This is a genomic window from Micropruina sp., assembly GCF_047602385.1.
GTDB lineage: Bacteria > Actinomycetota > Actinomycetes > Propionibacteriales > Propionibacteriaceae > Micropruina.
The window spans coordinates 111,650-135,411 of record NZ_JASGHL010000005.1 but is presented as its reverse complement, the minus strand read 5'-3'; the positions used below and the strand labels follow the sequence as shown (position 1 = coordinate 135,411).

Genomic DNA, 23,762 nt, shown 5'->3' with positions numbered 1-23,762 from the left:
ACCAGCGTTTCGGGGTCGGTGGCGGGATTGCGGCACGGTTAGGGTGATGCCGACAGGGAACGGAGGTCGCCGATGCCCGCTCGCACCATTGCCTTCCTCGACGAGGTGCCCGCGCCGCTGCGCCAGGGGCTCGCCCAACTGCGCGACTCGCTCGGCGTCCCGGATGTCTTCGAGGAGTCGGTGCTGACTGAGGCCGAGCGCGCCGCGGCCGGCGTCCGGTTGCCGGACCGGGACCTCACCGAGGTGCCGTTCGTCACCATCGACCCCGAGGGCTCGGTGGACCTCGACCAGGCCGTGCACATCGCCAGAGACGGCGATGGCTACCTGGTCCGCTACGCCATCGCGGACGTCGCGGCCTTCGTTGCCCCGGGCGGCGCGATCGACGCCGAATGCCACCAGCGGGTGGAGACGCTGTATGCGCCGAACCGCCGGACGCCGCTGCATCCGGAGGTGCTCAGCGAGGGCGCCGCCAGCCTGCTGCCGGACGTCGTCCGCCCGGCCCTGGTCTGGGAGATCCGGCTGGACGCCGCCGGCGCGCCCACGGCGTCCACGGTCGCCAGGGCACGGGTCCGCAGCCGCCGGCAGTACTCCTATGTCGAGGTGCAGGGGCTGCTCGACGGCGGGACGGCCGAAGACGTGCTGGTGCTGCTGGCCGAGGTCGGACGTCTGCGTGAGGCGGCGGAGGCGGCGCGCGGCGGGATCAACCTCGGCGTGCCCGAACAGGAGGTCCGGGTCGCCGCCGACGGCAGTTGGACCCTGGAGTACCGCACCAACCTGCCCTGCGAGGGCTGGAACGCGCAGATCTCGCTGCTCACCGGCATGGTCGCGGCCCGGATGATGCTGGACGCCGGGGTCGGCATCCTGCGCACCCTGCCGCCCGCCGAGGATTACGCGATCGACCGGCTGCGCCGCACCGCCCGCTGGCTGGGCATCGCCTGGCCCGAACAGATGGGCTACCCCGAGTTCGTCCGGGGCCTGGACGCGTCCGTCCCGCGCGAGGCGGCGATGCTGAACGCCTGCACGACGCTGTTCCGCGGCGCCGGCTACGACGCGTTCACCGGCGGGGCGCCACGGGGCGCCGAACACGCGGCGATCGCCGCACCGTATGCCCATGTCACCGCCCCGTTGCGGCGGCTGGTCGACCGCTACGCCGGTGAGATCTGTGTCGCGGTGTGTGCCGAAACACCGGTGCCGGGCTGGGTACTGGACGCCCTGGACGAGTTGCCGTCCGAGATGGAGACCTCATCTCGCCGGGCCGGCCGCTACGAGCGCGGGATCGTCGACCTGGTCGAGGCGATGGTGCTGGCGCCGAGCATCGGCCGGGAGTTCACCGGGCTGCTGATCGACGTCGATCCAGACCGGACGGCGGGCCGGCTGCAGTTGCGCGAACCCGCGGTCGAGGCCCGGGTCAAGGGCGGACGCCGGCTGCGGCTGGGCACCGAGATCGCCGCAACCCTGGTGGCCGCCGATCTGGTCGCCGGGAAGGTCGAGTTCCGGGTCTTCGCCGACTGAGCTACGCCGCATAGGTCGAGATTGTGGTTGGTCGCTGGTCGCTGGTCGCTGGTCGCTGGTCGCTGGTCGAGCCTGTCGAGACCCCCGACGGCCCGGCGAGGTTTCGACAGGCTCAACCAGCGGGGGCGGAGAGCCGCGCGGCGAACACTCCTAGGAAGGCTTCGACGACGCTCCGGTCGCCGCTGATTCCGAGAGCGCCGGACGCCTCCGCCTCCGCCGCGGGCAGACCGTGCCAGAGCAGCCGGGTCAGCACTCCCGGGGTGGTCTCGATCGTGGCGTCGTGGGCGCTCTCCGGTTCGCGGACCACGGCCAGCCGGCCGTCGTCCAGGACGACGGTGAACCGCTCGGCGCCGAGCACCAGTTCGATCCGCGCGGTGACCCCGGCGGCGCGTTCGGGCCGGAAGACGGTGAGCAGGGCGACCGCGAAGGCGTCCGGACTGAGTTCTTCGGGGTGCTCCGGCAGCGGCAACCGACTGCCGAACCGGCCCAGGGCCAGCAGCACCGGCTGAAGCTCGCGGCCGCGCTCGGTCAGCCGGTAGACCCGGGCTCGTCCGGGACCGGTGAGTTCGGCGCGTTCGGCCAGCCCGCCGGCCTCCAGGTCGCGCAGTCGCTGGGTCAGGATGTCGGGGGCGATCCGGCGCAACGCGGCCTGTAGATCGGTGTACCGCTTCGGTCCCAGCAACAGTTCGCGCACCACCAGCAGGCTCCAGCGATCACCGACCAGGTCGAGGGCGCGGGCGATCCCGCAGGAGTCGTCGTAGGTCCGCTTCGCCACAGGAGGATCGTATATCCAAGTAGACACTAGGAAAAACCTAGTAACTGGTCTAGGGTGGCCGGTATGAGCGAACGAACGAGTTACCCCCACGGTGTCCCGAACTGGGTCACCTGCCTGGCTGCCGATGTCGATGCGGCGGCGGAGTTCTACCGCCGGGTCTTCGGCTGGACCTTCGAGGTCGGCGGCGGCTACGCGCTGGCCCGGCTGCGCGGCCGTGAGGTGGCCGGCATCGGACCGGCCGCCGCGGCCGGCGACGATGTCGTCCCCGCCTGGATCACCGAGGTCCGGGTCGACGATGTGGCCGAGGCGGCCCGGCGCGCCGAAGCCGCCGGCGGACGGGTGTTGTCCGGTCCGATGGACCTGTCGCCGGCGTCCAAGCTGGTGGTGCTGGCCGACCCGGCCGGTGCCGTCCTGTGTGCCACCGAACCGGTCGGACGCCAGGGTGCCGAGCTCGTCAACGAGCCGAGCGCGTGGTCGATGAGCTCGCTGACCGCACCCGATCTTGGCGCGGTGGAGGGCTTCTACGCCGAGGTGTTCGGCTGGGGTCGCGAGTCCTACGGCCCCAGCAGCCTGTGGCGGCTCCCGGGATATGTCGGCGGCGAACCGAGCCAGCCAGTGCCCCGGGACGTGGTTGCCGTCGGCGTCGAGGGGTCCGGACCAGCCCGCTGGGACGTCGACTTCTGGATCGCCGACGTCGAAGCGGCTGCCCACGAAGCGGAGGCGGCCGGCGGTGCCGTGCTCGATCCGCCGTCCGACACCCCCGGGCTGCCGTTCCGGCAGGCGACGCTGGCCGACCCAGGGGGCGCAACCTTCACGATCAGCCAGCTGCTGGGCTGATCCGTCACCGGTCGATCGAGCTGCTGACGCCCCACAAGGGCGCGAGGGCCGAGGGGCCTTGCTCGACATCGGCCACCCGGTCCGGCAAGGTGGCGAAATGCCGTCCGATCCCCCGCTCGACCCGGTCGCGGTGCTGACCCGGGCTGGACGGCTCGGCTTTCATCAGCAGGACCTGATGGACCTCCGCGCGCTGCTGGACGACGGCCTTCCGGCAGATTCGACCCGGCTGGAGGGGTGTGTCGAGCGGCTGCGGGCCGGGATCGGCCGGCTCGCGGTGGACGGCCCGGACCCGTGGGCGGAACTGCCGGACGACCCCGATCAGGGGCTGGTGCCGATGCTGGCGCTGCTCGCCGTCGCCCCTGAGGTGGTCGGCTATCAGATCGGTCGCGGCGTCGAGGAGGACCAGGCGTGGCGCAACCTGGCCGATCTGGGTCAGCAGGTCTGGGTGCATCGGCTGACCTACGGGCGGTTCGGGTTGCACAACCAGGGTTGGCTCAGGATGGTCTGGGCCGGCGGCTTCGCCTGGCTCGGACGGCTGCAGTTCAACCTGCAGCGGCTTGAGGACGGCGAGTGGGTGCTCTCGACGCACATCCCACGCCGCGGCGCCGACGGACCGGACTCGGACCGGCTGAGTGCGGTGGCCGTGGACGAGTCGCTCGCCCGCGCCGTCCGGTTCTATGCCGAACACTTCCCCGATCTGCCGACGACCGACTTCTGGTGCCGCAGCTGGCTGCTGGCTCCCGAGTTGGCCGCCGCGCTGCCCGGGTCCAACATCGCCGCGTTCCAACGCCGGTGGCTCCTCGACGACCACATCGGTGACGGCGACAACGACGCGGTCTACTTCACCTTCGCCGAGCAGGCACCGTACGACCTTCGCCGACTGCCCCGGACGACCCGACTTGAGCGGGCGGTCGCGTCCAGGCTGGAACGGGGCGGGCACTGGCCGCTGCGGCGCGGGCGGATCGCCCAGCCACTAGGGTGCCCGGCATGACAGCCGAGTTGACGATCGACGACCTGCTTGTCGAGCTGCGGGCCGGACGGACCATTCCCAGCGGCTCGCCGCTGTTAGCCGTGATGCACCGCGCCGCCCAGGACGCGTTGCGGATCACCGCCGAACTCAACGGCAGTTACCACGACGAGGCCGAGGTTCGGGCCCTGATCGCTCGGCTGACCGGAGTGCCGGTCGACGACACGGTGACGGTCTTCCCGCCGTTCCACACCGACTTCGGCCGCAACACCAGGATCGGCCGGGATGTCTTCATCAACATGGGCTGCAAGTTTCAGGATCAGGGTGGTCTGACGATCGGGGACGGCGCGCTGATCGGCCACAACGTCGTCATTGCGACCCTGAATCACGATCTTGACCCGGCCCGGCGCGCGGACGTCGTACCTGCGCCCGTCGTCATCGGCAACAACGCCTGGATCGGCTCGAACGCCACCATCCTGCCTGGCGTCACGATCGGCAACGGTGCGGTCGTCGCGGCGGCGTCGGTGGTCACCCGGGACGTGCCCGCCGGGACGGTCGTCGTCGGTTCACCGGCGCGGGTGATCCGGCGGGTTCCAGGCGCACCGGGGTAGGTTCCAACCCGTCCGTCAAGCGAACGCGCGACATCCCGGCGCCACCGCGCCGGGATGTGATGCGACCGAGGGATTGGCTCAGTCGTCGTAGCCGTACCGATCCTCCCAGCGGTCCTCTTCGCGCTCGCTGGCGTAGCGCTGCTTGACGGTGTCGTTGCCGGCGCCGCCGCTGACCGTGTCCGTGCCGGGGCCGCCCTCGACCAGGTCGTGTCCCGAGCCGCCGTACAGCTTGTCGTTGCCACTCTCGCCCTCGATGTGGTCGTTGCCGGACGAGCCGTGAATCCGGTCGTTGCCGCGTCCGCCCTCGAGTTCGTCGTGTCCCGATCCGCCATGGATGTAGTCATTCCCCGAGCCACCGTCGACCTCGTCGTGACCCGATCCGGCGCAGATCACATCGTCGCCGCCGTTGCCGTCGATGTCGTCGTTGCCGGCCAGGCCGACGATCACGTCCCGGCCGCTGGTGCCCTCGATGTCGTCGTGACCGTTGGTGCCGACGATGGTGGCCTTGAAGCCGTTGCAGTAGTAGGTGGCCGCCTCCGCGGTGGACGCCGTGAAGGCGCTGAGGCCGAGGCCGAGGGCGGCTGCGGCGGGCAGGATCGCCCAGCGGCTGATCCGGCGGACAAGGGTGGCGTCAGACATGACTGCTCCTTCGGAGTGGGGGAGCGGGCCTGTTGCCCGCTGTTGCCCGCAGTCCACCGGTCGCCGATGAGATCGGCGTTATCGGTTGATGAGGATCGCCTCATCTGGCCGGGGACGGCCACACCGCACCGCGCGGGTGATCGGCGTTACCATGGGCGCGGACGAGTCGGCCGGGTGATCGCGGCGAAAGCTGAGGAAAGTCCGGACTCCACAGGGCAGGGTGGTGGGTAACGCCCACCCGGGGTGACCCGCGGGAAAGTGCCACAGAGAACAGACCGCCGCCGGCGACGGCGGTAAGGGTGAAACGGCGGTGTAAGAGACCACCAGCACCCCGGGTGACCGGGGTGGCTCGGCAAACCCCACCCGGAGCAAGACCAAGAAGGGCTTCGTGTCTTCGGACGCGAGGCCCGCGGACGCCGTTCGAGCGCTGCCCGCGCGAGGCGTCCGGGTAGGTCGCACGCCTTCGGGCGAAGGCCGCCGGCAACGGCGGTCGCAGATGGATGATCACCGGCCTTCGGGCCACAGAATCCGGCTTATGGCCGGCTCGTCCCTTCCACCGGACAAGGCGTCATGCATTCGAGGTGACGCCGGAGCCTCGGTTGGACGTCGAGGCTCCGGCCAGGTTGTCACCGGCTCACCGGCCGCCGATCACCCCTTTCGCCACGGCTTTGGTGACCGCGTCCGCCTCGGCTTGGGTGAGCGTCCCGGCTTTGACGGCCTCGTCCAGCCGGCTCTTCAGCGCGGCGGCCCGTTGGTTCTGCCGTTCGGCGCGGATCTCCGCCAGCGCCTTGGTCACGTCGGCTTCGGCGACGCCGAGCTTCTCGGCGAGTTGCTTGGCCAGCGCCGCGTCCCGGGTCGCCGGGTCCGGTCGCGCGGACGGGCTGGCTCCGGCGGACGGCCGCGCGGTCGGCTTGTTCGCCTCGCGGACGGCCTTCAGCGCCTCGGTGACCTTGGCCTGGTCGAGGCTGAGCTTCGCGGCCAGCTTCTGGGCCAGATCGGACTGGTGGACGCCGCGGCCGGGGCCGCCACGGTGGCCGTCCTTGCCGGTGCCCGGGGTGGACGGCGATGCGGACGGGCTGGACGACGGGGAGGCGGTCGGGTCGGCGGACGCCTGGGCGGCGATGCTGAGGCCGCCACCCAGGGCGAGCAGGCCGATGGCGCCCGATGCGACAGCGACTTTGGTGGAACGGGACACGATGAGAACTCCTCGGACTCGGTGGTACGTGGCTTCAACCATCCCCGCGCTTCCTGGGACTGCCCTGGCCCAGGGCTGTCGAGAACCTGTCAGCGCCCCCTTCGGGAAGCGCTGATCATCGCTGGTCGAGCTTGTCGAGACCCGACTCTGAGCTCGCCTACACTCAGCAGCACCGGCCCTGGGGGTTCCGGTCCTGCCAGTCGTTGCGCTGACGCCAGTACTCCCGCTCGGACATCGGCGGCGCGGCGCAGCCGGTGCGGGCGTGATGGGCCAGGTATGCCTGGTAGGCGTTCTGCCCGGTCAACCCGTTGACGAACCAGCGGATGTGTGCCCACCAGCCGGCGTCCGGTCCGACCGAGGCCCGGCCGGATGAGGGCCTGCCGGACGGCAGGGATGCGCGGATGTCGGTCATCGGACTCAGTGGTGCCCACGCCGGACCAGCGGCGGATGCTCGGCGTGATACGCGGCCCATTCCGCCTCCAAAGCCTTCTCGTCCTGCGAGGTGAGCATGCCGGCCGGTGCGTAGATCGTGGACGGCACGGCCGGGTCCTCAGTGCTCTCCCCGCCACCGTGGCGCAGCGTCCGGGCGGTGGCGATCAGCGCGGTCACGATCACGATGATGGCCAGGCTGACGAAGATGATCGACAGGGTGCCCTGGATGAAGGTGTTGCGGACGACCGCCTCCATCGCCGCCACCGTTTTGGCGCTGCCCAGACTGGTCTTGCCGGCGGCCAGCGCGTCGGCGTACGCCTGGTGCTGCGCCCAATAGCCGATCGCCGGGACACTGCTGAAGATCTTCTCGATCGAGGCGTAGATGGTGATCACCGAGGTGAACGCCAGCGGCAGCACGATCACCCACAACGCCTTGCGTCCGCTGCGGGCGGCGATCGCCAGGCAGACCGCCAACGCGATCGCGGCCAGCAGCTGGTTGGCGATGCCGAACAGCGGGAACAGGGTGTTGATGCCGCCGAGCGGATCGGTCACCCCCATGATCAGGATCGCCCCCCAGCCGCCGACCATGATGGCCGTCGCCAGCCAGGCTCCCAGCCGCCATGAGGTGTCCTTGAACCTGGGCAGGAAGTTGCCCAGCGAATCCTGCAGCATGAACCGCGCCACCCGGGTGCCGGCGTCCACGGCGGTGAGGATGAACAGCGCCTCGAACATGATCGCGAAGTGGTACCAGAAACTCATCATCCCCTCGCCGGGAATGAGGTGGTGCATGATCGTGGCCAGCCCGACGGCGAGCGTCGGGGCTCCTCCGGTCCGGGAGACGATCGAGTGCTCGCCGACCGCCTGCGCCGTCGACTCCAGCACGTCGGGCGTGACGTGGACGCCGGCGAGGCCGAGGCTGTTGACGAACTGGACGGCGCCCTCGACGGTGCCCTGGGTGACTGCCGCGGAGGCGTTCATCGCGAAGTAGATGCCGCGATCGATGGAGATGGCGGCGACCAGCGCCATGATCGCCACAAAGGACTCCATCAGCATGCCGCCGTAGCCGATCAGCTTGGTCTGGCGTTCCTTCTCGATCAGTTTCGGGGTGGTGCCCGATGAGATCAGGGCGTGGAAGCCGGAGAGTGCGCCGCAGGCGATCGTGACGAACAGGAACGGGAACAGGGCGCCCGGTACCACCGGCGAGTCGGTCCGTCCGGCGAACTCGCTGATCGCCGGCACGGTGATCTCGGGCCGCACGATGATGATCGCGGCGGCCAGCATCACGATGGTGCCGACCTTCATGAAGGTCGACAGGTAGTCGCGCGGAGCCAGCAGCAGCCACACCGGCAGGACGGCCGCGATGAACCCGTAGATGATGACGAACCAGGCGAGCATCGGACGATCCAGGTGCAGGTAGTGCTGCCCCCAGTCGGTCTTGGCGACCCAACCGCCCGCGACGATCACGGCGATCAGCAACACGAAACCGATGATCGAGACTTCGGTCACCTTCCCGGGCCGCAGATAGCGCAGGTAGACCCCCATGAACAGCGCGATCGGGATCGTCATGCCGACCGAGAACACGCCCCACACGCTCTCGCCGAGGGCGTTGACCACGACCAGCGCCAGGATGGCGACGATGATGATCATGATGGTCAGCGTCGCGAGCAGGGCGGCGGTGCCACCGATGACGCCGAGTTCGTCGCGGGCCATCTGGCCTAAAGAGCGTCCGCCCCGGCGCATCGAGAAGAACAGCACCAGGTAGTCCTGCACGGCTCCGGCCAGGACGACACCGACGATGATCCAGATCGTGCCGGGCAGGTATCCCATCTGGGCCGCCAGTACCGGCCCGACCAGCGGTCCGGCGCCGGCGATGGCGGCGAAGTGGTGGCCGTACAGCACCCGGCGATCGGTGGGCATGTAGTCCTGCCCGTTCTCCAGGTATTCGGCCGGAGTGGCCCGGGTGTCGTCGGGCTTGGTGATGTTCCTCTCGATGTAGGTCGCGTAGAACCGGTAGCCGATGAAGTACGTGCAGACCGCGGCGAACACGAACCAGATCGCGTTGATCGTCTCGCCGCGGGCCAGTGCGATCATCAGCCAGGCCGTCCCGCCCAACAGCGCGATCGTCACCCAGATGGCGATCCGCGCCGGCGTCCAGCGACGTTGGTCTTTGGCGATCTGCTCGGGCGTGAGGCTGACGGGGGGAAGCTGGTCGGTGGTCATGATCACTCCTGGTCGGACGGGGTATCCGGGGCGGCGGTGCCCGAGTGTCCTCACCTAACCGCCGCGCCCAGGAGCAGTCAAGGCCTGTTTCCCGAAGGGGTCGGTGCTCTATTCGACCCGTCTCGGGACACGTGACCCGGATCCACCGATCTGGGCTACTGCGCGACCCCAGCCGGGCGCACTGGCTGCGCCCGGCCGCTCGCCGTACGACTCGCCGTCGTCAGGGCGTGACGATGGCGAAGTCCGGATCGGTCTCGTCGAGCACCGCCATCAGCCGACCCAGCGTGCCCAGGTCGCCCTCGGTGACGATGCCGGCCGCGGCCAGTCCGTCCGGCGGCACCTGCCCGGTCAGCAACGCGGCCAGCCGGTTGCTGGGCAGCCGCAGCACCAGATCGGCGGGTGCGCTGTCGACGCCGGTGGTGTGCGACAGCACGCCGTTGCTGAGGGTCAGGTGATGCACCTCGCCGAGGTCGGTCAGGTCCACGTCCACCCGCAGGAACTCGTTCCAGGCGCGGGGGCCGTCCACCCGGATCGCGATGGCGTCGAACCACTGCTCCGGGGTGAGTTGGGCGAACAGGTCCGGTGCCGCCGACGTGGCCGGGGTGCCGAATCCGCCGTGCCGGAGTTCGTGCGCGGCGGACAGGTAGGCACAACGCCACGTCCCGTTCTCCGAGCCATAGCCCAACTGCTCGAAGGTGTCGGCGAGCAGTTCGTGGGCCTCGGCATGACCGGGCTCGGCGAAGACGACGTGGCTGAGCACTTCGGCCGTCCAGCGGAAATCGCCTTCGGCGAAGGAGTCCCGGGCCTTGGCGACGACGGCGTCCGCGCCGCCCATCCAGGCGACATAGCGTTCGCCCGCGGCGGTCGGCGGGTGCTGCCACAGGGTGGCCGGGTTGCCGTCGTACCAGCCGAGATAGCGCTGGTAGATCGCCTTCACGTTGTGGCTGACCGAACCGTAGTAGCCGCGCGCGTGCCAGGCGTTCTCCAGCGCCGGAGGCATTTGGAACACCTCGGCGATCTCGGGGCCGGTCATGCCCTGGTTGAGCATCCGGACGGTCTGATCGTGCAGGTAGGCGTACAGGTCGCGCTGTTCGGCCAGGAACCGCATCGCCCGCTCGTGCCCCCAGGTGGGCCAGTGATGGGACGCGAACACCACGTCGGTCTGGTCGCCGAACAGCCGGATCGCGTCGGCCAGGTATCGCGCCCAGGCGTGTGGGTCGCGGACCAGTGCCCCCCGGATGGTGAGGATGTTGTGCAGCACGTGGGTGGCGTTCTCGGCCAGGCAGAGCGCGCGCAGGTCGGGGAACAGGAAGTGCATCTCGGCCGGCGCCTCGGAGCCCGGCGCCATCTGGAACACCATCCGGACGCCGTCGACGGTGAGCTCCTCGCCGGTGTCGCGAATCTCGATGGTGGGCGGGATCAGGGTCACCGTTCCGGTGGACGTGGTCTGGCCGAGCCCGGCGCCGACCTGTGCCCGGGGTCCTCGCTCCAGCGCGGCCCCGTACATATAGCCCGCTCGTCGCGCCATGGCCGTGCCGGCGTAGACGTTCTCAGCGACGGCGTGGCTGGTGAAGCCGGCCGGCGCGATGATCGCAACGGCTCCCGAGTCGACATCGGCCTGGTCGACGACGCCGCGGACGCCGGCGAAGTGGTCGGCGTGGCTGTGGGTGTAGATCACGCCGGTGACCGGACGTTCGCCCCGGTGCGCGCGGTACAAGCCGAGGGCGGCCGCCGCCGTCTCGGTGGAGATCAGCGGGTCGATCACGATCACCCCGCGCTCGCCCTCGACGAAGGTGATGTTCGACAGGTCCAGCCCGCGCACCTGGTAGACCCGGGGCACGACTTCGAACAGTCCCTGAATGGCGTTCAGCTGTGACTGGCGCCACAGACTGGGGTTGACGGTGTCCGGCGCGTCACCGGCGAGGAAGTCGTAGGAGTCGCTGTCCCACACCACGCGTCCGTCGGCGGCATGGACGACGCCGGGCTCGAGTGCGGCGATGAAGCCGCGATGGGCGTCCTCGAAGTCCTGCCGGTCGGCGAACGGGAGAGAGTCGAGCAGTTCGCGATGCTGCGCGACGATGGCCGGGGTCGCCGGCTTGGGTTCGGTCATGGCTTCCTCCACTTTCAGCCGAGGGCCTTCGTCTTGAGCCGGTCGTACTCGGCGGGGGTGATCGCACCGCTGTCGAGGAGCGCTTTCGCCCGGGTGATCTGCGCGGTCGGGTCGGCTTCGCCGGCCACCGAACGAATGTATTCCTCGGCTGCTGCCTGGGCCTCCTCGGCCCCGGTCCGCTGCCGCTGCGCCATCCCGCGACCGCGGGCGAGCACATACACCAGTGCGGTGAGCGGCGGCGCGATGAACAAGGCGATCACCCAGGCCGCGCGCGCCCAACCGTTCAGCCCGCGGTCGCGGAAGATGTCGGCGATCACCTGGAAGAGCACCATCAGGTAGCTGATGAAGATGAAGGCCCACAACATCAGCCAGAAGAAGTCCCAGAAATGCACGTTTCACGCTCCGTTTCGTCTCGCGCCGCAGCAGCCGGCGGCTGTCGGCGACAGCGTCAACACTGATCTGGGCATCTCGGGACGGCATCACCCTCGCAGGGTGATTCGCCGATCATCAGTGCAGGTTCGGAGCGGGAGTCAATAGAGTCGCGCCATGCAGCCGTTGCGTCCGGCGGTCGCACCCGCCGTCTCCGCAGTCGTGCTGACCAGGCCGCCGCCGGGTCGGCGGGACATTGAGCGGCCGACCCTTTGGCGCCGCTTGGAAGGCATGGTCGGTGAGCATCGGATCACCCTGGTCGTCGCGCCTGCCGGGTACGGCAAGACCACGCTGCTGAGCGCGTGGGCGGCGCAGGCGGATCGCACGGTGGCCTGGCTGTCGCTCACTGAGGACGACCGGCATGCCGAGCACCTCGCGCGCGGCCTGCATGCGGCGCTGGTCAGCCTGGGACAGCGCGACGCGGTCGCGCGGGTGGAGCGGGTGCTCGTGGTCGACGACATCCACCTGGCGGTCGAGCAGGCGCGGCAGGTGCTGGTGCCCCTGATCGGGCAGCCCCCGGCCCGTCTGCGCCTGGTGCTGGCGGGGCGAGCGACCCCGCCCGGCCTGACCCGGCTCGTCGCCAGCGGCGAGGTGGGCCGGCTCGGCGTCGACGACCTGGCGTTCAGCGTCGCCGAGGTCGATCAGGTCGGGCGTGCGGTCGGCCGTCCGATCAGTGCCGATCGGGCCTCGCGGCTGTGGGCCACCACCGGCGGCTGGCCGGTCGCGGTGCGGCTCGCCCTTATCGCGCCTCCGACAAAAGGTGATGTCGTGGGGCCACCCGCGGACGGGCCGAGCATCCCCGACCTGCCCGAGTACCTGGTCGAGAACGTCCTGGACACTCTGGAACCCGATCTGCGGGACTTCGTGCTGCCCGCCTGCACCTGCGACTGGCTGACCGGGGCGCTGGCCGGTCGGCTCGTCGGCATCGACAACGGGGCCGAACAACTCGAGCGGGTGGTGGCCGCCGGCCTGCCTTTGGAGCGCATCAGTTCGTTCAAGGGCGAGCCGGTTTACCGGTGGCACCCGGTGATGGCGCACAGCGGACGTGAGATCCTGCTGCGCCGCGATCCGGCGCGCGCCCGACGGCTCAATCTGGTGGCGGCCCGCGCCATCGGCGCCCTGGATCCGTTCGCGGCCGCAGCTCACGCCCTGCGCGGCGGCGACCCGGCTCTGGCCGCCGAGCTGATCCGGTCGAACTGGCTCGCCGCCGTCCTGCGCGGCGACTCCGACGAGCTTGCCGAGCTGTGCAGGCGGTTGCCGCTGCCCTGGTCGCAGGACCCCGACATCCTTGCCGTCGTGGCCGCGTGCCGGCGCAACGCCGGCGACGCCGCCGGCGCGGTCGACCTCGATCGCCGGGCGCTCGCCGGGGCGTCCAGGCTGGACGCCGCCCGCCGCCGGCGTTTCGACCTGACCCGACTGCTCGCCCGGCTCTTCGTGCTGGACGACGGCGGGGCGCTGGGCGAGGAGTCCCGACTGGTCCTCCAGCGGCTGTCGGAGGACTCGCCGATCGACGGCGTCCTGCACGCTTGCGCGCTGCTGCTGGTCGGCTGGACGGAGCTTCGGCTGCGCCGGGTCCGGGCGGCCCTACCGATCCTGGCCGAGGCGACGCAGCGGTGTCGTGCTGAGGGCCTCGATGACCTGGCCGGACGGGCCCGGGCCAACTACGGCTTCGCATTGGCGTTCGCCGGTGATTTCGACGGCGCTGAGGCGGTCCTCGCCGAGTCGGGCACGACGGGGACCGGTGAAGGGACCTGGCGCCGCGCCGATGGCGCGATCGAATGGTTCACCCTCGGCTGGATCCAGTACTGGCGAGGTGAAGCCCGCGTGGCGATGGAGGCCCTGCAGCGGGCCGTGGACCAGGGCGGCGGGCTGGTCTCGTATGCGCTGTTGGCCCGGTGCTGGCTGCTCGATGCCGCCGTCGAGAGCAATGACCCCGTGCTGCTCGCCCGGGTTGAGCCGCTGCTGGCCGACATTCCCGATCACTCGATTCAAGGCCTGCCCTGGGCGGTGTACCGCGGCGTCGCGCAGGCCGGGATATTCGCCGCCCGGGGCAGCTTGGACGAGGCTGCGGCGACCCTCGACGCCGTCATCTTCTCCGACCACGCGATACCCGCCGCCAATGCTCAGGCGGCCGCCCTGTACTGGCGCTGCGGGCGTCCGGACGCGGCAAGGCGGCAGGCCGATCTTGCCCGCGGCGACCTGCCCGGGTACTTCCGGATCGGCGGCCTCGTGGTGGCCGCACTTTGCGACCGCAGGACGGGTGCGACGGCGTCCGCCCACACCCTGATCGAGGAGGCCTTGGCGCTCGGGGCGCGGGAGGGCCTGCTGCGGCCGTTCAGCCGTCCCGACCCGGACCTGGCCGAACTCCTCGCTGAACACGCCGACCGAGGGACGAGCCACGAGCAGTTCCTGGCGCAGGCGATCACTCGCCAGCGCGCGGTGACGGCGTCCGCGGTCGGTGCGCAGCTCAGTGCACGTGAGGCAGAGGTGCTGAGCCTGCTTGAGACCAGGATGACCGCCGCCGAGATCGCGGCGGGGCTGTACATCAGCGCCAACACGCTCAAATCGCACGTCCGGTCGATCTATCGCAAGCTGGGCGTGACGAACCGGCGCGATGCCGTCCGGGTGGGCCGGCTCGCCGCTAGTGAATGACGACCTTGAGGCCGATCAGCACCATGCCGAGAAGCGCGGTCACCGACGCGCTCGCGATCCGGAGCCATTGCAGCTGCGACCACGCGGCGACCTTGAGATAGCCGAGGACACCGAGCACGACGACCGCGAGCCACAGCGTGCCCCAGATCGCGGCCTGGTCGGAGACGACGTTCGCCACCCCGAGCAGCAGCACGGTCACCGGCAGCAGCGCCGACACCAGCATCCCCCAGGAGTGCTCGACGGTGTGTCGGGCGGCATGCGCCAGGCGCTGTCCGGCGGGCACGTCGAGTTCGAGCTCATCACCCAGATGGGCGACGGCGCCCGCGTAGATGTGCGCGGCCCAGAACACCAGCACGGTGGCGACCACCTTCACCAGCACGTCCCACGAGGCCGCGTCCGAATCCGACAGGATCACCACCAGTCCGGCGACCAGGATGACTCCGTAGACCGCCGACTCCGTGCCGAGACGCTCGAGTGCGCGGTTCGGCAGCATGGGGCGTCCTAGCTCAGCAACTTCGCCTTCGCCGCGGCGAACTCGGCGTCGTCGAGGACGCCACTGCGGTGCATATCGGCCAACTGCTGCAGTTTGGCGATCAGGTCGCCGCCGTTGGACGCGGTGGGCTCGGCAGCCGCGGGTGCCTGCGCCTGCAGGGCACCGACCTGGGCCTGCAGGCCGGCGATCTCGGTCGCCTGGGCCTGCTTGGCGGCAGCCTCCTGGGCCGCCGCCTGCTGCCGCGCGGCCTGCTTCTGGGCCACGTTGCCGGAAACCGCGGTTGCGGTGCCGGCCACGACTGCAGTGCGTGCCGCGGTGCCGAGTAGGGACGGGCGTCCGGCTCGTCGACGACGCATTGATTTCTCCTTCGGTCGGGCGCTACCTCTCGGGCGGCCATCGTGAGTGGGATCGTCGCGGCGTGGGCACGGCGGTCCGAACGGCAATCCTCGCAGCTTTGCCCGCCCATCGACATCACCCCGGCCGGGTTATCCGCATGATCGAGCACGATCGGGTCGGTCACGACGGGGGAGGAGTCCGCGCGGCATCCCGAGGCCGGCACAATGACCATGAGAACCGCTCTCAGATATAGACATATTGCAATCTATTTATAAGTATGGTGACATGGTGCCCATGGACGCGGAGGCCGGTCTGGCTGCGGCGGCGCAACTGTTCAAGGTGCTCGGCAGCGAGTCGCGGTTGTTGTTGCTCACGCTGATCGGTGAGGAGCCGCGAACCGTGGGGGCGCTGACCGCGGCAACGGGACTTTCGCAGCCGCTGGTTTCCCAGCATCTGCGCACGCTGCGTCAGGGCGGCCTGGTGGTCGCCAGTCGTTCCGGAAAGGAGGTCACCTACCACCTTGCCGACCGGCACGTCACCCACGTCATCGCGGACGCCCTCGCCCACGTCCAGGAACCCGTTCTCGACCCAGAGACGGACGACTGAACTCCAGGAAGGGAGCTTTCATGACCACCCAGCACGACACGGCCGAGCACACCCAGGCAGAGCACGCTCACGGCACCGATTGCGGCCATCAGGAGGTGCAGCACGGTGACCATGTCGACTACCTGCACGACGGCCATCGGCACGCCGCGCACGAGGATCACTACGACGAGCACGAGGAGGTCGCCGAGCACGCCCCGGCCGACCACGCCCATGGCGACGACTGCGGTCACGAGGCCGTCGAGCACGGCGACCATGTCGACTATGTCCACGACGGGCATCGGCACGCCGTCCATGGCGATCACTACGACGAGCACTGAGTAGTGGTCCTCGCCGGCTGAGCTCGTCGAGCCCTGGTCTCGACGAGTTCGACCGGCGGCGAGGGGGTTCTTTCGGATGAACCGGCCTCGCGGCGTTGGCAGGGCGTGCGCTGAAGCCGAGGTGCTGCAACGCCATTGGGGCCCGGGCGCTGGACGCCGAAGGCCTAGTGCTGGCACAGCAGCCGGCCGAGCGGCAGGAAGACCAGGTACTCGGCAACATGCTGGCCCGCAGTGACACCCGGGTGTCCTAGGGTGAGCGGCAGATGCCGACAGCCCGATCGAGCGCAGGATCGGGTCACCTGCGGGATCAGGCCGCTGTTGATTTCGGCAACGTCTGTCCAGTGAAACAGTGTTGTCGTAGGTGTTGTCAGGACCGGTGTGAGTGTTGTCACTTTCGCGAACGCTACCGATCCGTGCCGCGCCGGCTGAAAACTGTCAGAGGAAGCCTTTACCGTGGATGCATGAATCGGTCGATCATTCTGGCTGTGGGATCTATTCCTGGCTGGCCGCTCGCGAAAAGTGTCGGTGGCAGAGGTTAGGGTCCAGGTATGAGTATCGGGGCAGAGGTCGGGATAGCGGTGGCGGATTTCGCCACGGCTGTAACTGGTCTGCTCGATCACCTCGACCACAATAGTGTGGCTTTGTTGACGGATCGGAAGCAGTTGGATCTGATGGCTGATCTATTGACGGTGCAGTCGCGGCTGTCGGGGGTGGTGCACACCGTGCTCGGCCAGGTCGACCGGGCCGAAGCAGCCATGACCGCCCACGGCATCCCCACCACCAGCTGGCTGGCCGCCGAGTTGCGCCACACCCGTGGCGAGGCCTCGGCGATGGTTCATCATGCGGCCGATCTGCACCGGTTCAGCCAGCTCGGTGCTGCGCTGCGTGACGGGCGGGCGAACGACCGGCAAGCCCGGGCAATCACGCAGGTGTTGAAGAAGCTCCCCAGCGATCTGGGTGTCGAAGCTGAAGCGAAAGCGCAAGCGACGATGATCGGCCACTGCGGCGACTTCGACAGTCATGAACTCGCCGGCTTGTCACGGCATCTGCTGGACGTGGTGGCTCCCGAGGTTGCTGAGGAGGTGGAGGCGAAACGGCAGGAACGGGAGTTGCGCGACGCCCAACAAGCCCGGCATTTGAACTTTGCTGATGACGGGCACGGGTCCACCACCATCAAAGGCAGCCTGCCAACCGCGGACGCGGCGCTGATCAAAGCCCAGATTGAGGCGTTGGCGCAGCAGATGCATCGCACCGCGTTGGAACTACGCGATCCGGGCGTGCCGCAACCGACCTGGCCGCAACGCCGTGCCGATGCGCTGGTCGAGTTGGCCCGCCGGATCGCGATCCAGCAGTCGGCACCCCGACATGGCGGCGACCGACCCCATCTGGTGGTGCTGATCGACTACCTGGATCTGCTGGCCGATTGTCACGGTGCCGGTCTGGCTGACGGCACCCAGCTGACCGCCGGCCAGCTCCGCCAGCACGCGTGTGATGCCGGCGTGCTGCCGGTGATCCTGGGCGGCCCCTCCGGCGTGCTCGACGTGGGCCGCGAACAACGCCTGGTCACTCCCGATATCCGCCACGCGCTGCAGGTCAGGGACAAGGGTTGTGTGTTCCCCGGCTGCGATCGGCCGGCGGCTGATTGCGACGCCCACCACATCACCCCCTGGGCGCACGGTGGGCCGACCGCGTTGTCGAATCTGTGTTTGTTGTGTAAGCATCACCACAATCTGTTGGAACCCGACCCGAAACGGGCGCCTGAGTTGCAATGGCAGATCCGCATCTCGAACGATGGGATACCAGAGCTGATTCCACCACGGTTTGTGGACAAACACCGACGTCCCCGACGCCACCAACGATTCCGACCACCCGAATAGCCGGAGATATCCACTCTCGGCACTGAAGCCGCCGCGGACTGAATGCAGGGCAGGAATGGATGCAGGGCAGGAATGGATGCAGGGCAGGAATGGATGCCGGGCGACTACCGGCCTCGCCGGCACCAGAGTTACGTTCAGTCCGTTGGTGACACGACGCGGTAGGACGACGTCCAATCCGGGCACGGCTACCGCCTGATCGAAGGAATCGAAGCGGGTCCGGGGCAAAGGCCCCACATGAGTCGAGGGGCCCGCGTGGCGTGTCGCCTACTGACTCACTGACGTGTGCCGCACCACCGCGAGGCCGCGATCGGCTGTCTTCAGCGCCAGTCCCGCGTCGCGTAGCTCGTCGCGCAGTCCGTCCTGGGACGGCATCGCCCAGGACGAGGTGAACGATGCGGACCGGATCAGCCGCTCGCCGTCGAAGACCTGGTACTCGGCGACGGAGGTGCCGGGGAACTCGGTCGGCAGCAGACGCTCGACGTACCGATGCCGCCCGATCCGGCGCTCCTCGATCACGATGTCGGTGACGGGCGCGGACTGTGGACGGACGGTGACCAGCCCGACACCGTCCGGGGTGAGCAGGGTGGCCAGCCGTTCGAAGGTGGCTCGGCGTTCCTCGGCGCTGAGATGGCCCAGCATGTGCGCGCAGAGGAAACCGTCGATAGGCCCGATCTCGTCGAGAATCTCGGGTGCCGCACCGGCGTACACGCTGACCCGCTCGCACAGTTCGGGGTCGTCGGCGATCCTGGCGAGCAGCACGGACCGCATGGTGAGGGACGGCTCGACGGCGACGATCTGGGCTCGGGTTGCGTGGGCCAAGCGCACGGTACCCACGCCGCTACCCGCGCCGAGATCGAGGATGGTTGCGTCCGGTCCGAGGCTGCCAAAGGTCGTTGCCAGCGTCCCTACGAGTGGATCCCAGGCGTCCGGCATGAACAGGTCGTGCAACTCGCCGAGCTCGGCGTAGTGGTCGGTCATCGGTGTCCTTCGTCTATGGGCCGAGGTTGAGTGATCGTGACGATGCCGAACCCGGTCACTTCCCGGCTGGTCGAGCTGGTCGAGACCTCAAACATGCGGTTGACAAGGGGTGTCGAGGCTCAACCGATAATGGCTGCCGGGGTGCCGCGGAATCGCGGGTGGAGCAGGACGAACGCGGCCACGATCGCCATCACGACCGTGCCGAGGATGACCGGCAGCAGCGGCCAGAGGCTGTACAGAGCGGTGCCCAGGGTGGGGGCGATCACGAAGGTGAGCCCGTTGGTGGCGCCGATCAGGCCGGCCAGGCCGCCCTGCTCCTCGCGCCGCATCAGCAACGACGGGCCGGCGGTGTAGCCCGGCATGGCCACGCCCAGCCCCAGCCCGATCAGCAGGATCGCGACGAACAGCACCGCCGCGCCGGCGTCCGGTATCAGGGCGGCGAAGCCGGTCAGTGCGACCGTGCTGCCAACCCGCAATAGGGTCGGCGGCGCCCAGCTGCTGCGCGGCACGATGATGCCCTGCGCCACCACCATGCCGACGCCGGCTGCCAGTAGTGCGCCGCCGGTGACCAGGCCAGTGGTCTGTGCGTCGAGGCCGAGCCGGTCCTGAACGATGAACCCGGTGATGACCTGAATGAAGCCGAGCGCGGTGAACATGCCGAAGCCGGCCAGCAGGAACGGCCACACCCGCGCGTCCAGCGGACTGATCCGGGGCGGCTGTTCGACGAGTTCGGTGTGCGCCTCACGACGAAGCCGGACGCCCAGCAGCACCAGCCCGATCGCCAATAGCACCGGGACGGCGAGCAGCGGAACGATCAGCCCGAACGCGGCCAGGACGCCGCCGAGCACGGAACCACCGATCATCGCGACGCCCTGCACCGCCCCAATGCCGGCCATGCCCTTCACCCGGGTCTGCTCGTCGCTGGTGACGTCGGCGATGTAGGCCTGCGCGGTCGGCGGGACGGCGGCGATCGCCGATCCGAAGCCGACGCCGCGCAGCAGCACGAACAGCGCGAACAGTCCGGTGCCGGTGAGGACGCCGGTCATGCCCAGCCAAGCGACCAGTGCGAACGCCGTCATTGTTGCGGTGGCAAGCGCGAACGCGGCGACCAGCACCGGTTTGCGGCCCCAGGCCTGCGAGCGGCGTCCCCAGGTTTGGCTGGTCAGCACCAGCATGACCGCGGCCGCACTGATCGTGACGCCGATCTGCCATTCGGCCAGCCCGACCTCACGGGACAGTGGCGCGATGATCGGGTTGAGCGTCATCTGGCCGAGGTAGACCAGCAGCACAGCGCTGAGCAGCAGCCCGATCTGCGGACGCGTGGTGGTGCTCGGATTCGTGGCGGTCACTGTGCGGTACCTCCGGTCAGGGTGGATGCCAACCCGGCGATGGTGGTGTCGACGGTGAAGTGGTAGTACGCGATGCGCATCCGGGCCGCGGTCTCGCCGCCCTCGGCGAACGGACGCAGGAAGTCGCGTCCCATCGCGCGGACGTCGTCCGATGCGGTCGGCAGCTGCCGGAACTCGGTCATCATCGTGGCGTGGTCGCGAGGGCCATCCCCCTCGTGCTGCAGGCGATCGTCACTCATCGAGATGGTCAGCATCGCGCTGTTGAGCAGCACCGCGTAGGCGAGTTCGGTGCGGTCGCCGAAGCCGGCGCGGCGCAGGATCGCCATTCCGGCCTCCAGCACGGGGAGCACCGCGGGAATCGTCGGGCCGTGCATCAGCATCCACTTCGCCACACCCGGATACTCGCCGGCGAGCGGCTGCACGGAGTGGAGCAGCGTCCGGAACCAGGCCTGCCACGAGAGCTCGGCGTCCGGCAGTTCGATTCGGACGAGGACGCGCTCCACGACTCGGCGGCAGAGCAGATCCTTGCCGCCGACGTGGTGGTAGATCACCGACGGCGCGACCCCGAGCCGTCCGGCCAGGTCGCGGATCGACCAGCTCATCAGGTGTGACTCACGGGTCAGCTCTTCAGCGGCATCGACCACGCGGTCCGGTGTCAGGCCGACATGGAACGGCACGGTGACGGTGTCATTCATCCGCTCTCCTTCCTACTGGCTCGGCTCCGTTGCTTGAGCTTGTCGAAACCCGGTGAGGTCTCGACAAGCTCGACCGACGGGGGTGGGTCTCGACCAACGGGTGGTGGCCTCGACCGACGTCTTGATCTCGTCTCGCGGACAGATTAGAACAGTGTTCATTCTATTCAAAGATAATGGTTCTCAATCCAGTCGAGGGGAGGGTGGACCGAAGCCGGTCGATCTGCGCGTCCGGCGCTTGCCCGTGCGGCCGGATGGGGAGAGCATCGGGGAGTGAGTTCCGGCTCCTTGCGCAACGCGGGCGTCCAGGCGGGAATTGCCTCCGCCGTCCTGTTCGGCGCGGGCACCCCGGCCGCGAAGCAGTTGCTGGGTGAGGTGTCGCCCTGGCTGCTGGCGGGGCTGTTGTACGTCGGGTCGGGCTTCGGTCTCGGCCTCTACCGGATCGTTCGGCGGCTGCCGCGAGTCCGGCTCGCGCGGGAAGAACGGCTGCCGCTCGCGGGCGCCGTCCTGTTCGGCGGGCTGCTCGGCCCGGTGCTGCTGATGGCCGGGCTGGCCGGCATGCCGGCTTCGGGTGCTTCGCTGCTGCTGAATGCCGAAGGAGTGTTCACCGCACTGCTGGCCTGGTTCGTGTTCCGCGAGAACGTCGACCGGCGGATCGCGCTGGGCATGGCGGCCATCGTCGGCGGCGCCGTCGTGCTCGCCGTCCCGGCGGGAGGGGTCGAGTTCGGTTCGGGCTGGTCGTCGCTGGCCGTGCTCGGCGCCTGCCTGTGCTGGGGTGTCGACAACAACCTGACCCGCAAGGTCGCCCTCACCGACGCCACCTGGCTGGCGGCGGTCAAAGGCGCCGTGGCCGGTCCGGTCAACCTGGTGCTGGCCTTCCTGCTCGGCGCGACCATGCCGCAGGCGACGAGCGTGCTCGCCGCCATGGGTGTCGGGCTGGTGGCCTACGGGGTCAGCCTGGTGTTGTTCATCGTGGCGATGCGAGAGGTGGGGACGGCACGAGCCGGCGCCTACTTCTCGGTGGCACCGTTCTTCGGCGCGATCGTCGCGCTCGCCCTTGGCGAGCCGCTGACTGCTCCGCTGCTGGTGGCTGCCGCGTTGATGGCGCTCGGCGTGTGGCTGCACCTGAGCGAACGGCACGAGCATGAACACACCCACCTGGCAGTGCGGCACGACCACTGGCACCGCCATGACGACGGCCATCACCATCATCCGCACACCGAGCCGGTGGCGGGCGGAACCTGGCACCGGCACGAGCACGTCCACGAGGCCGTGACCCACACGCATCCGCACTTCCCGGACTCGGATCACCGGCACACGCACTGACGCTCTTGCCGATTCGGCATCAGGAGTTTCACCCACCCGTTCCGGTCTCGTACCGTCGGAAAGATCTATTGAGAACGGTTGTCACTGACCGGGCGTGAGCCCGGTGGTGTCCGAAAGGTGCGCGATGAGGACTTCCCGAACTGGTCGGTGGCTGCCGGCGCTGGTGGTGGCCGGCCTGGTGCTCGCCGGTTGTTCGACCGCGGCCCCGGCCACTTCGGCCGGCAGTACGCCGTCCGTGACCGCGACGGCCGGCTACCCGGCGACGGTCGCTTCCTGCGGCCGCGATTTCAGCTACGCCAAAGCGCTCCCGGAGACTCGCCGGTGAGCGATCGGATGGTTGAGCTTGTCTAACCCCCCCGGCCGCAACGCTCTTCGCGGGTCTCGACAAGCTGCGAGAGCCAACGGTGGAATACCGGCCCAGCCAAGAACGTCAGTAGAGAATGAGAATCACTCGCGATTAGGTTAGTCTGGTGCCGTCCCAGACCAAGCCGGCGAGAGCCGACCAAAGGAGGCCGTTCATGTCCGACCCGCAGATGCTCGCCCGCTTCGAAACCGGCGACGGTTTCATCGCCGCGCTGGACCAAAGTGGCGGCAGCACACCGAAGGCGCTGAAGTCCTACGGCATCGACGAGTCCGCCTACTCCACCGACGCCGAGATGTACGACCTGATCCAGGCGGCCCGCGCCCGGATCATCACCAGCCCCGCCTTCACCAGCGACCGGATCCTCGGCGCGATCCTGTTCGAGGCCACCCTTGACCGGCAGATCGACGGCGAGGGCGTGGCTGCCTACCTGTGGCAGCGCAAGGGCATCATTCCGTTCGTCAAGATCGATAAGGGCCTGGCCGACCATGCCGACGACGTCCAGCTGATGCGCGACATCCCCGGCCTGGACGAGTTGCTCACCAAGGCGCACGGACTCGGTGTCTTCGGCACCAAGGAGCGCTCGGTGATCCATGCCGCGAACGCCGCCGGCATCGACGCGGTCGTCGCCCAGCAGTTCGAGCTGGGCCGGCGTGTGCTGGACGCCGGCCTGATGCCGATCCTGGAGCCCGAAGTGAGCATCGGCGCCCCCGACAAGGCCGAGGCAGAGTCACTGCTCAAGGCGGCGATCCTGGCCCGGCTCGGCGGACTGGGGGAAGAAGAGGTCGCGCTCAAGCTGTCCCTTCCGACCGTCGACGGCTTCTACACCGACCTGATCGAACACCCCAATGTCGCGCGGGTGGTCGCCTTGTCCGGCGGCTACAGCCGCGATGAGGCCAACGACCGGCTGGCCCGCAACCCGGGCTTGATCGCCAGCTTCAGCCGGGCACTGCTCGACGGTCTGACGGCGCAGCAGAGCGACGACGAGTTCGACGCCGCGCTGGCGTCCGCGAGCGAGTCGATCTACGCCGCCTCGGTCGCCTGAGCG

At 69.2% G+C, this 23,762-nt stretch carries 24 protein-coding genes and 1 other RNA gene; 13 read left to right on the top strand and 12 right to left on the bottom strand.

Going from position 1 to position 23,762, the window contains the following annotated elements:
• Positions 1-72: 72 nt before the first annotated feature.
• Entirely contained in the window at positions 73-1,512 is a 1,440-nt protein-coding gene (locus QM711_RS16175) for an RNB domain-containing ribonuclease (RefSeq protein ID WP_415101183.1), read from the top strand.
• Between the two features lie 112 nt (positions 1,513-1,624).
• Here QM711_RS16175 and QM711_RS16170 read toward each other — a convergent pair whose 3' ends face one another.
• On the bottom strand, positions 1,625-2,287 hold the full coding sequence (locus QM711_RS16170; RefSeq protein WP_415101181.1) for a winged helix-turn-helix transcriptional regulator: 663 nt from the start codon (positions 2,285-2,287) through the stop codon (positions 1,625-1,627).
• A 63-nt stretch (positions 2,288-2,350) separates the two neighbouring features.
• On the opposite strand from QM711_RS16170, the gene QM711_RS16165 reads away from it, so the two are divergent.
• The 3 genes from QM711_RS16165 to QM711_RS16155 all read left to right on the top strand — a co-directional run bounded on the left by QM711_RS16165 (position 2,351) and on the right by QM711_RS16155 (position 4,702).
• Entirely contained in the window at positions 2,351-3,124 is a 774-nt protein-coding gene (locus tag QM711_RS16165; protein ID WP_415101179.1) for a VOC family protein, read from the top strand.
• Between the two features lie 97 nt (positions 3,125-3,221).
• Positions 3,222-4,115, top strand: a complete 894-nt coding sequence (locus QM711_RS16160) for an acyltransferase domain-containing protein (protein WP_415101177.1) — start codon at positions 3,222-3,224, stop codon at positions 4,113-4,115.
• Positions 4,112-4,702 (top strand): DapH/DapD/GlmU-related protein, encoded by a 591-nt coding sequence (locus QM711_RS16155; protein ID WP_415101175.1) that lies wholly within the window; start codon positions 4,112-4,114, stop codon positions 4,700-4,702. Before QM711_RS16160 ends, QM711_RS16155 begins: the two co-directional genes overlap by 4 nt.
• 78 nt (positions 4,703-4,780) lie before the next feature.
• On the opposite strand, the gene QM711_RS16150 is transcribed toward QM711_RS16155, so the two are convergent.
• Positions 4,781-5,341 (bottom strand): calcium-binding protein, encoded by a 561-nt coding sequence (locus QM711_RS16150; RefSeq protein WP_415101173.1) that lies wholly within the window; start codon positions 5,339-5,341, stop codon positions 4,781-4,783.
• A gap of 162 nt (positions 5,342-5,503) precedes the next feature.
• Here QM711_RS16150 and rnpB point away from each other — a divergent pair.
• An RNA gene (gene rnpB, locus QM711_RS16145) (RNase P RNA component class A) lies at positions 5,504-5,892 on the top strand.
• An 83-nt stretch (positions 5,893-5,975) separates the two neighbouring features.
• On the opposite strand, the gene QM711_RS16140 is transcribed toward rnpB, so the two are convergent.
• The 5 genes from QM711_RS16140 to QM711_RS16120 all read right to left on the bottom strand — a co-directional run bounded on the left by QM711_RS16140 (position 5,976) and on the right by QM711_RS16120 (position 11,690).
• Positions 5,976-6,536 (bottom strand): hypothetical protein, encoded by a 561-nt coding sequence (locus QM711_RS16140; RefSeq protein WP_415101171.1) that lies wholly within the window; start codon positions 6,534-6,536, stop codon positions 5,976-5,978.
• A 163-nt stretch (positions 6,537-6,699) separates the two neighbouring features.
• On the bottom strand, positions 6,700-6,948 hold the full coding sequence (locus QM711_RS16135) for a YbdD/YjiX family protein (RefSeq protein ID WP_415101169.1): 249 nt from the start codon (positions 6,946-6,948) through the stop codon (positions 6,700-6,702).
• Positions 6,949-6,953: 5 nt separating this feature from the next.
• Positions 6,954-9,188 (bottom strand): carbon starvation CstA family protein, encoded by a 2,235-nt coding sequence (locus QM711_RS16130; protein WP_415101167.1) that lies wholly within the window; start codon positions 9,186-9,188, stop codon positions 6,954-6,956.
• A 220-nt stretch (positions 9,189-9,408) separates the two neighbouring features.
• On the bottom strand, positions 9,409-11,298 hold the full coding sequence (locus tag QM711_RS16125; protein ID WP_415101165.1) for an alkyl/aryl-sulfatase: 1,890 nt from the start codon (positions 11,296-11,298) through the stop codon (positions 9,409-9,411).
• Positions 11,299-11,312: 14 nt separating this feature from the next.
• Positions 11,313-11,690, bottom strand: coding sequence for an SHOCT domain-containing protein (locus tag QM711_RS16120; RefSeq protein ID WP_415101163.1), 378 nt, complete (start codon positions 11,688-11,690; stop codon positions 11,313-11,315).
• 154 nt (positions 11,691-11,844) lie between these two features.
• Between QM711_RS16120 and QM711_RS16115 the strand changes: the two genes are divergently transcribed.
• Positions 11,845-14,379: a LuxR C-terminal-related transcriptional regulator gene (locus QM711_RS16115; RefSeq protein ID WP_415101161.1), complete on the top strand. Its 2,535-nt coding sequence runs from the start codon at positions 11,845-11,847 to the stop codon at positions 14,377-14,379.
• Here QM711_RS16115 and QM711_RS16110 read toward each other — a convergent pair.
• Both QM711_RS16110 and QM711_RS16105 read right to left on the bottom strand, forming a co-directional pair.
• The gene (locus tag QM711_RS16110) at positions 14,369-14,872 is read right to left on the bottom strand and encodes a hypothetical protein (protein WP_415101159.1); all 504 of its coding nucleotides are present in this window, start codon (positions 14,870-14,872) and stop codon (positions 14,369-14,371) included. The two genes, QM711_RS16115 and QM711_RS16110, sit on opposite strands and share 11 nt — an antisense overlap.
• 8 nt (positions 14,873-14,880) lie before the next feature.
• On the bottom strand, positions 14,881-15,228 hold the full coding sequence (locus QM711_RS16105; RefSeq protein ID WP_415101157.1) for an SHOCT domain-containing protein: 348 nt from the start codon (positions 15,226-15,228) through the stop codon (positions 14,881-14,883).
• Between the two features lie 265 nt (positions 15,229-15,493).
• Here QM711_RS16105 and QM711_RS16100 point away from each other — a divergent pair, with 265 nt between their 5' ends.
• The 4 genes from QM711_RS16100 to QM711_RS16085 all read left to right on the top strand — a co-directional run bounded on the left by QM711_RS16100 (position 15,494) and on the right by QM711_RS16085 (position 18,008).
• A complete protein-coding gene (locus tag QM711_RS16100; RefSeq protein WP_415101155.1) occupies positions 15,494-15,814 on the top strand; it encodes an ArsR/SmtB family transcription factor in 321 nt (106 codons plus the stop codon).
• A 20-nt stretch (positions 15,815-15,834) separates the two neighbouring features.
• A complete protein-coding gene (locus QM711_RS16095; RefSeq protein ID WP_415101153.1) occupies positions 15,835-16,131 on the top strand; it encodes a hypothetical protein in 297 nt (98 codons plus the stop codon).
• A 95-nt stretch (positions 16,132-16,226) separates the two neighbouring features.
• Positions 16,227-16,382, top strand: coding sequence for a hypothetical protein (locus tag QM711_RS16090; protein ID WP_415101151.1), 156 nt, complete (start codon positions 16,227-16,229; stop codon positions 16,380-16,382).
• A gap of 297 nt (positions 16,383-16,679) precedes the next feature.
• The gene (locus QM711_RS16085; protein WP_415101149.1) at positions 16,680-18,008 is read left to right on the top strand and encodes a DUF222 domain-containing protein; all 1,329 of its coding nucleotides are present in this window, start codon (positions 16,680-16,682) and stop codon (positions 18,006-18,008) included.
• A 264-nt stretch (positions 18,009-18,272) separates the two neighbouring features.
• Here the strand turns inward: QM711_RS16085 and QM711_RS16080 are convergent, their stop codons facing one another.
• From QM711_RS16080 to QM711_RS16070, 3 genes are all read right to left on the bottom strand, one after another.
• On the bottom strand, positions 18,273-18,986 hold the full coding sequence (locus tag QM711_RS16080) for a class I SAM-dependent methyltransferase (RefSeq protein WP_415101147.1): 714 nt from the start codon (positions 18,984-18,986) through the stop codon (positions 18,273-18,275).
• Between the two features lie 119 nt (positions 18,987-19,105).
• Entirely contained in the window at positions 19,106-20,335 is a 1,230-nt protein-coding gene (locus QM711_RS16075) for an MFS transporter (protein WP_415101145.1), read from the bottom strand.
• Entirely contained in the window at positions 20,332-21,030 is a 699-nt protein-coding gene (locus QM711_RS16070) for a TetR/AcrR family transcriptional regulator (RefSeq protein WP_415101143.1), read from the bottom strand. Before QM711_RS16070 ends, QM711_RS16075 begins: the two co-directional genes overlap by 4 nt.
• 270 nt (positions 21,031-21,300) lie before the next feature.
• Here QM711_RS16070 and QM711_RS16065 point away from each other — a divergent pair, with 270 nt between their 5' ends.
• The 3 genes from QM711_RS16065 (at position 21,301) to QM711_RS16055 (ending at position 23,759) form a co-directional block, all read left to right on the top strand.
• Entirely contained in the window at positions 21,301-22,353 is a 1,053-nt protein-coding gene (locus tag QM711_RS16065; protein WP_415101141.1) for a DMT family transporter, read from the top strand.
• A 124-nt stretch (positions 22,354-22,477) separates the two neighbouring features.
• The gene (locus tag QM711_RS16060) at positions 22,478-22,678 is read left to right on the top strand and encodes a hypothetical protein (protein WP_415101139.1); all 201 of its coding nucleotides are present in this window, start codon (positions 22,478-22,480) and stop codon (positions 22,676-22,678) included.
• Positions 22,679-22,871: 193 nt separating this feature from the next.
• Positions 22,872-23,759, top strand: coding sequence for a fructose bisphosphate aldolase (locus QM711_RS16055; RefSeq protein WP_415101137.1), 888 nt, complete (start codon positions 22,872-22,874; stop codon positions 23,757-23,759).
• The last annotated feature ends 3 nt before the right edge of the window (positions 23,760-23,762 follow it).

Excerpts from the sequence above, each read along its gene's own strand:
- QM711_RS16160 (WP_415101177.1), top strand. The coding sequence starts at position 3,222 with ATGCCGTCCGATCCCCCGCTCGACCCGGTCGCGGTGCTGACCCGGGCT.
- QM711_RS16095 (WP_415101153.1), top strand. The coding sequence starts at position 15,835 with ATGACCACCCAGCACGACACGGCCGAGCACACCCAGGCAGAGCACGCT.
- QM711_RS16150 (WP_415101173.1), bottom strand. The coding sequence starts at position 5,341 with ATGTCTGACGCCACCCTTGTCCGCCGGATCAGCCGCTGGGCGATCCTG.
- QM711_RS16115 (WP_415101161.1), top strand. The coding sequence starts at position 11,845 with ATGCAGCCGTTGCGTCCGGCGGTCGCACCCGCCGTCTCCGCAGTCGTG.
- QM711_RS16080 (WP_415101147.1), bottom strand. The coding sequence starts at position 18,986 with ATGACCGACCACTACGCCGAGCTCGGCGAGTTGCACGACCTGTTCATG.
- QM711_RS16070 (WP_415101143.1), bottom strand. The coding sequence starts at position 21,030 with ATGAATGACACCGTCACCGTGCCGTTCCATGTCGGCCTGACACCGGAC.
- QM711_RS16175 (WP_415101183.1), top strand. The coding sequence starts at position 73 with ATGCCCGCTCGCACCATTGCCTTCCTCGACGAGGTGCCCGCGCCGCTG.
- QM711_RS16110 (WP_415101159.1), bottom strand. The coding sequence starts at position 14,872 with ATGCTGCCGAACCGCGCACTCGAGCGTCTCGGCACGGAGTCGGCGGTC.
- QM711_RS16130 (WP_415101167.1), bottom strand. The coding sequence starts at position 9,188 with ATGACCACCGACCAGCTTCCCCCCGTCAGCCTCACGCCCGAGCAGATC.
- QM711_RS16135 (WP_415101169.1), bottom strand. The coding sequence starts at position 6,948 with ATGACCGACATCCGCGCATCCCTGCCGTCCGGCAGGCCCTCATCCGGC.
- QM711_RS16105 (WP_415101157.1), bottom strand. The coding sequence starts at position 15,228 with ATGCGTCGTCGACGAGCCGGACGCCCGTCCCTACTCGGCACCGCGGCA.
- QM711_RS16085 (WP_415101149.1), top strand. The coding sequence starts at position 16,680 with ATGAGTATCGGGGCAGAGGTCGGGATAGCGGTGGCGGATTTCGCCACG.
- QM711_RS16165 (WP_415101179.1), top strand. The coding sequence starts at position 2,351 with ATGAGCGAACGAACGAGTTACCCCCACGGTGTCCCGAACTGGGTCACC.
- QM711_RS16155 (WP_415101175.1), top strand. The coding sequence starts at position 4,112 with ATGACAGCCGAGTTGACGATCGACGACCTGCTTGTCGAGCTGCGGGCC.
- QM711_RS16055 (WP_415101137.1), top strand. The coding sequence starts at position 22,872 with ATGTCCGACCCGCAGATGCTCGCCCGCTTCGAAACCGGCGACGGTTTC.
- QM711_RS16100 (WP_415101155.1), top strand. The coding sequence starts at position 15,494 with ATGGTGCCCATGGACGCGGAGGCCGGTCTGGCTGCGGCGGCGCAACTG.
- QM711_RS16060 (WP_415101139.1), top strand. The coding sequence starts at position 22,478 with ATGAGGACTTCCCGAACTGGTCGGTGGCTGCCGGCGCTGGTGGTGGCC.
- QM711_RS16125 (WP_415101165.1), bottom strand. The coding sequence starts at position 11,298 with ATGACCGAACCCAAGCCGGCGACCCCGGCCATCGTCGCGCAGCATCGC.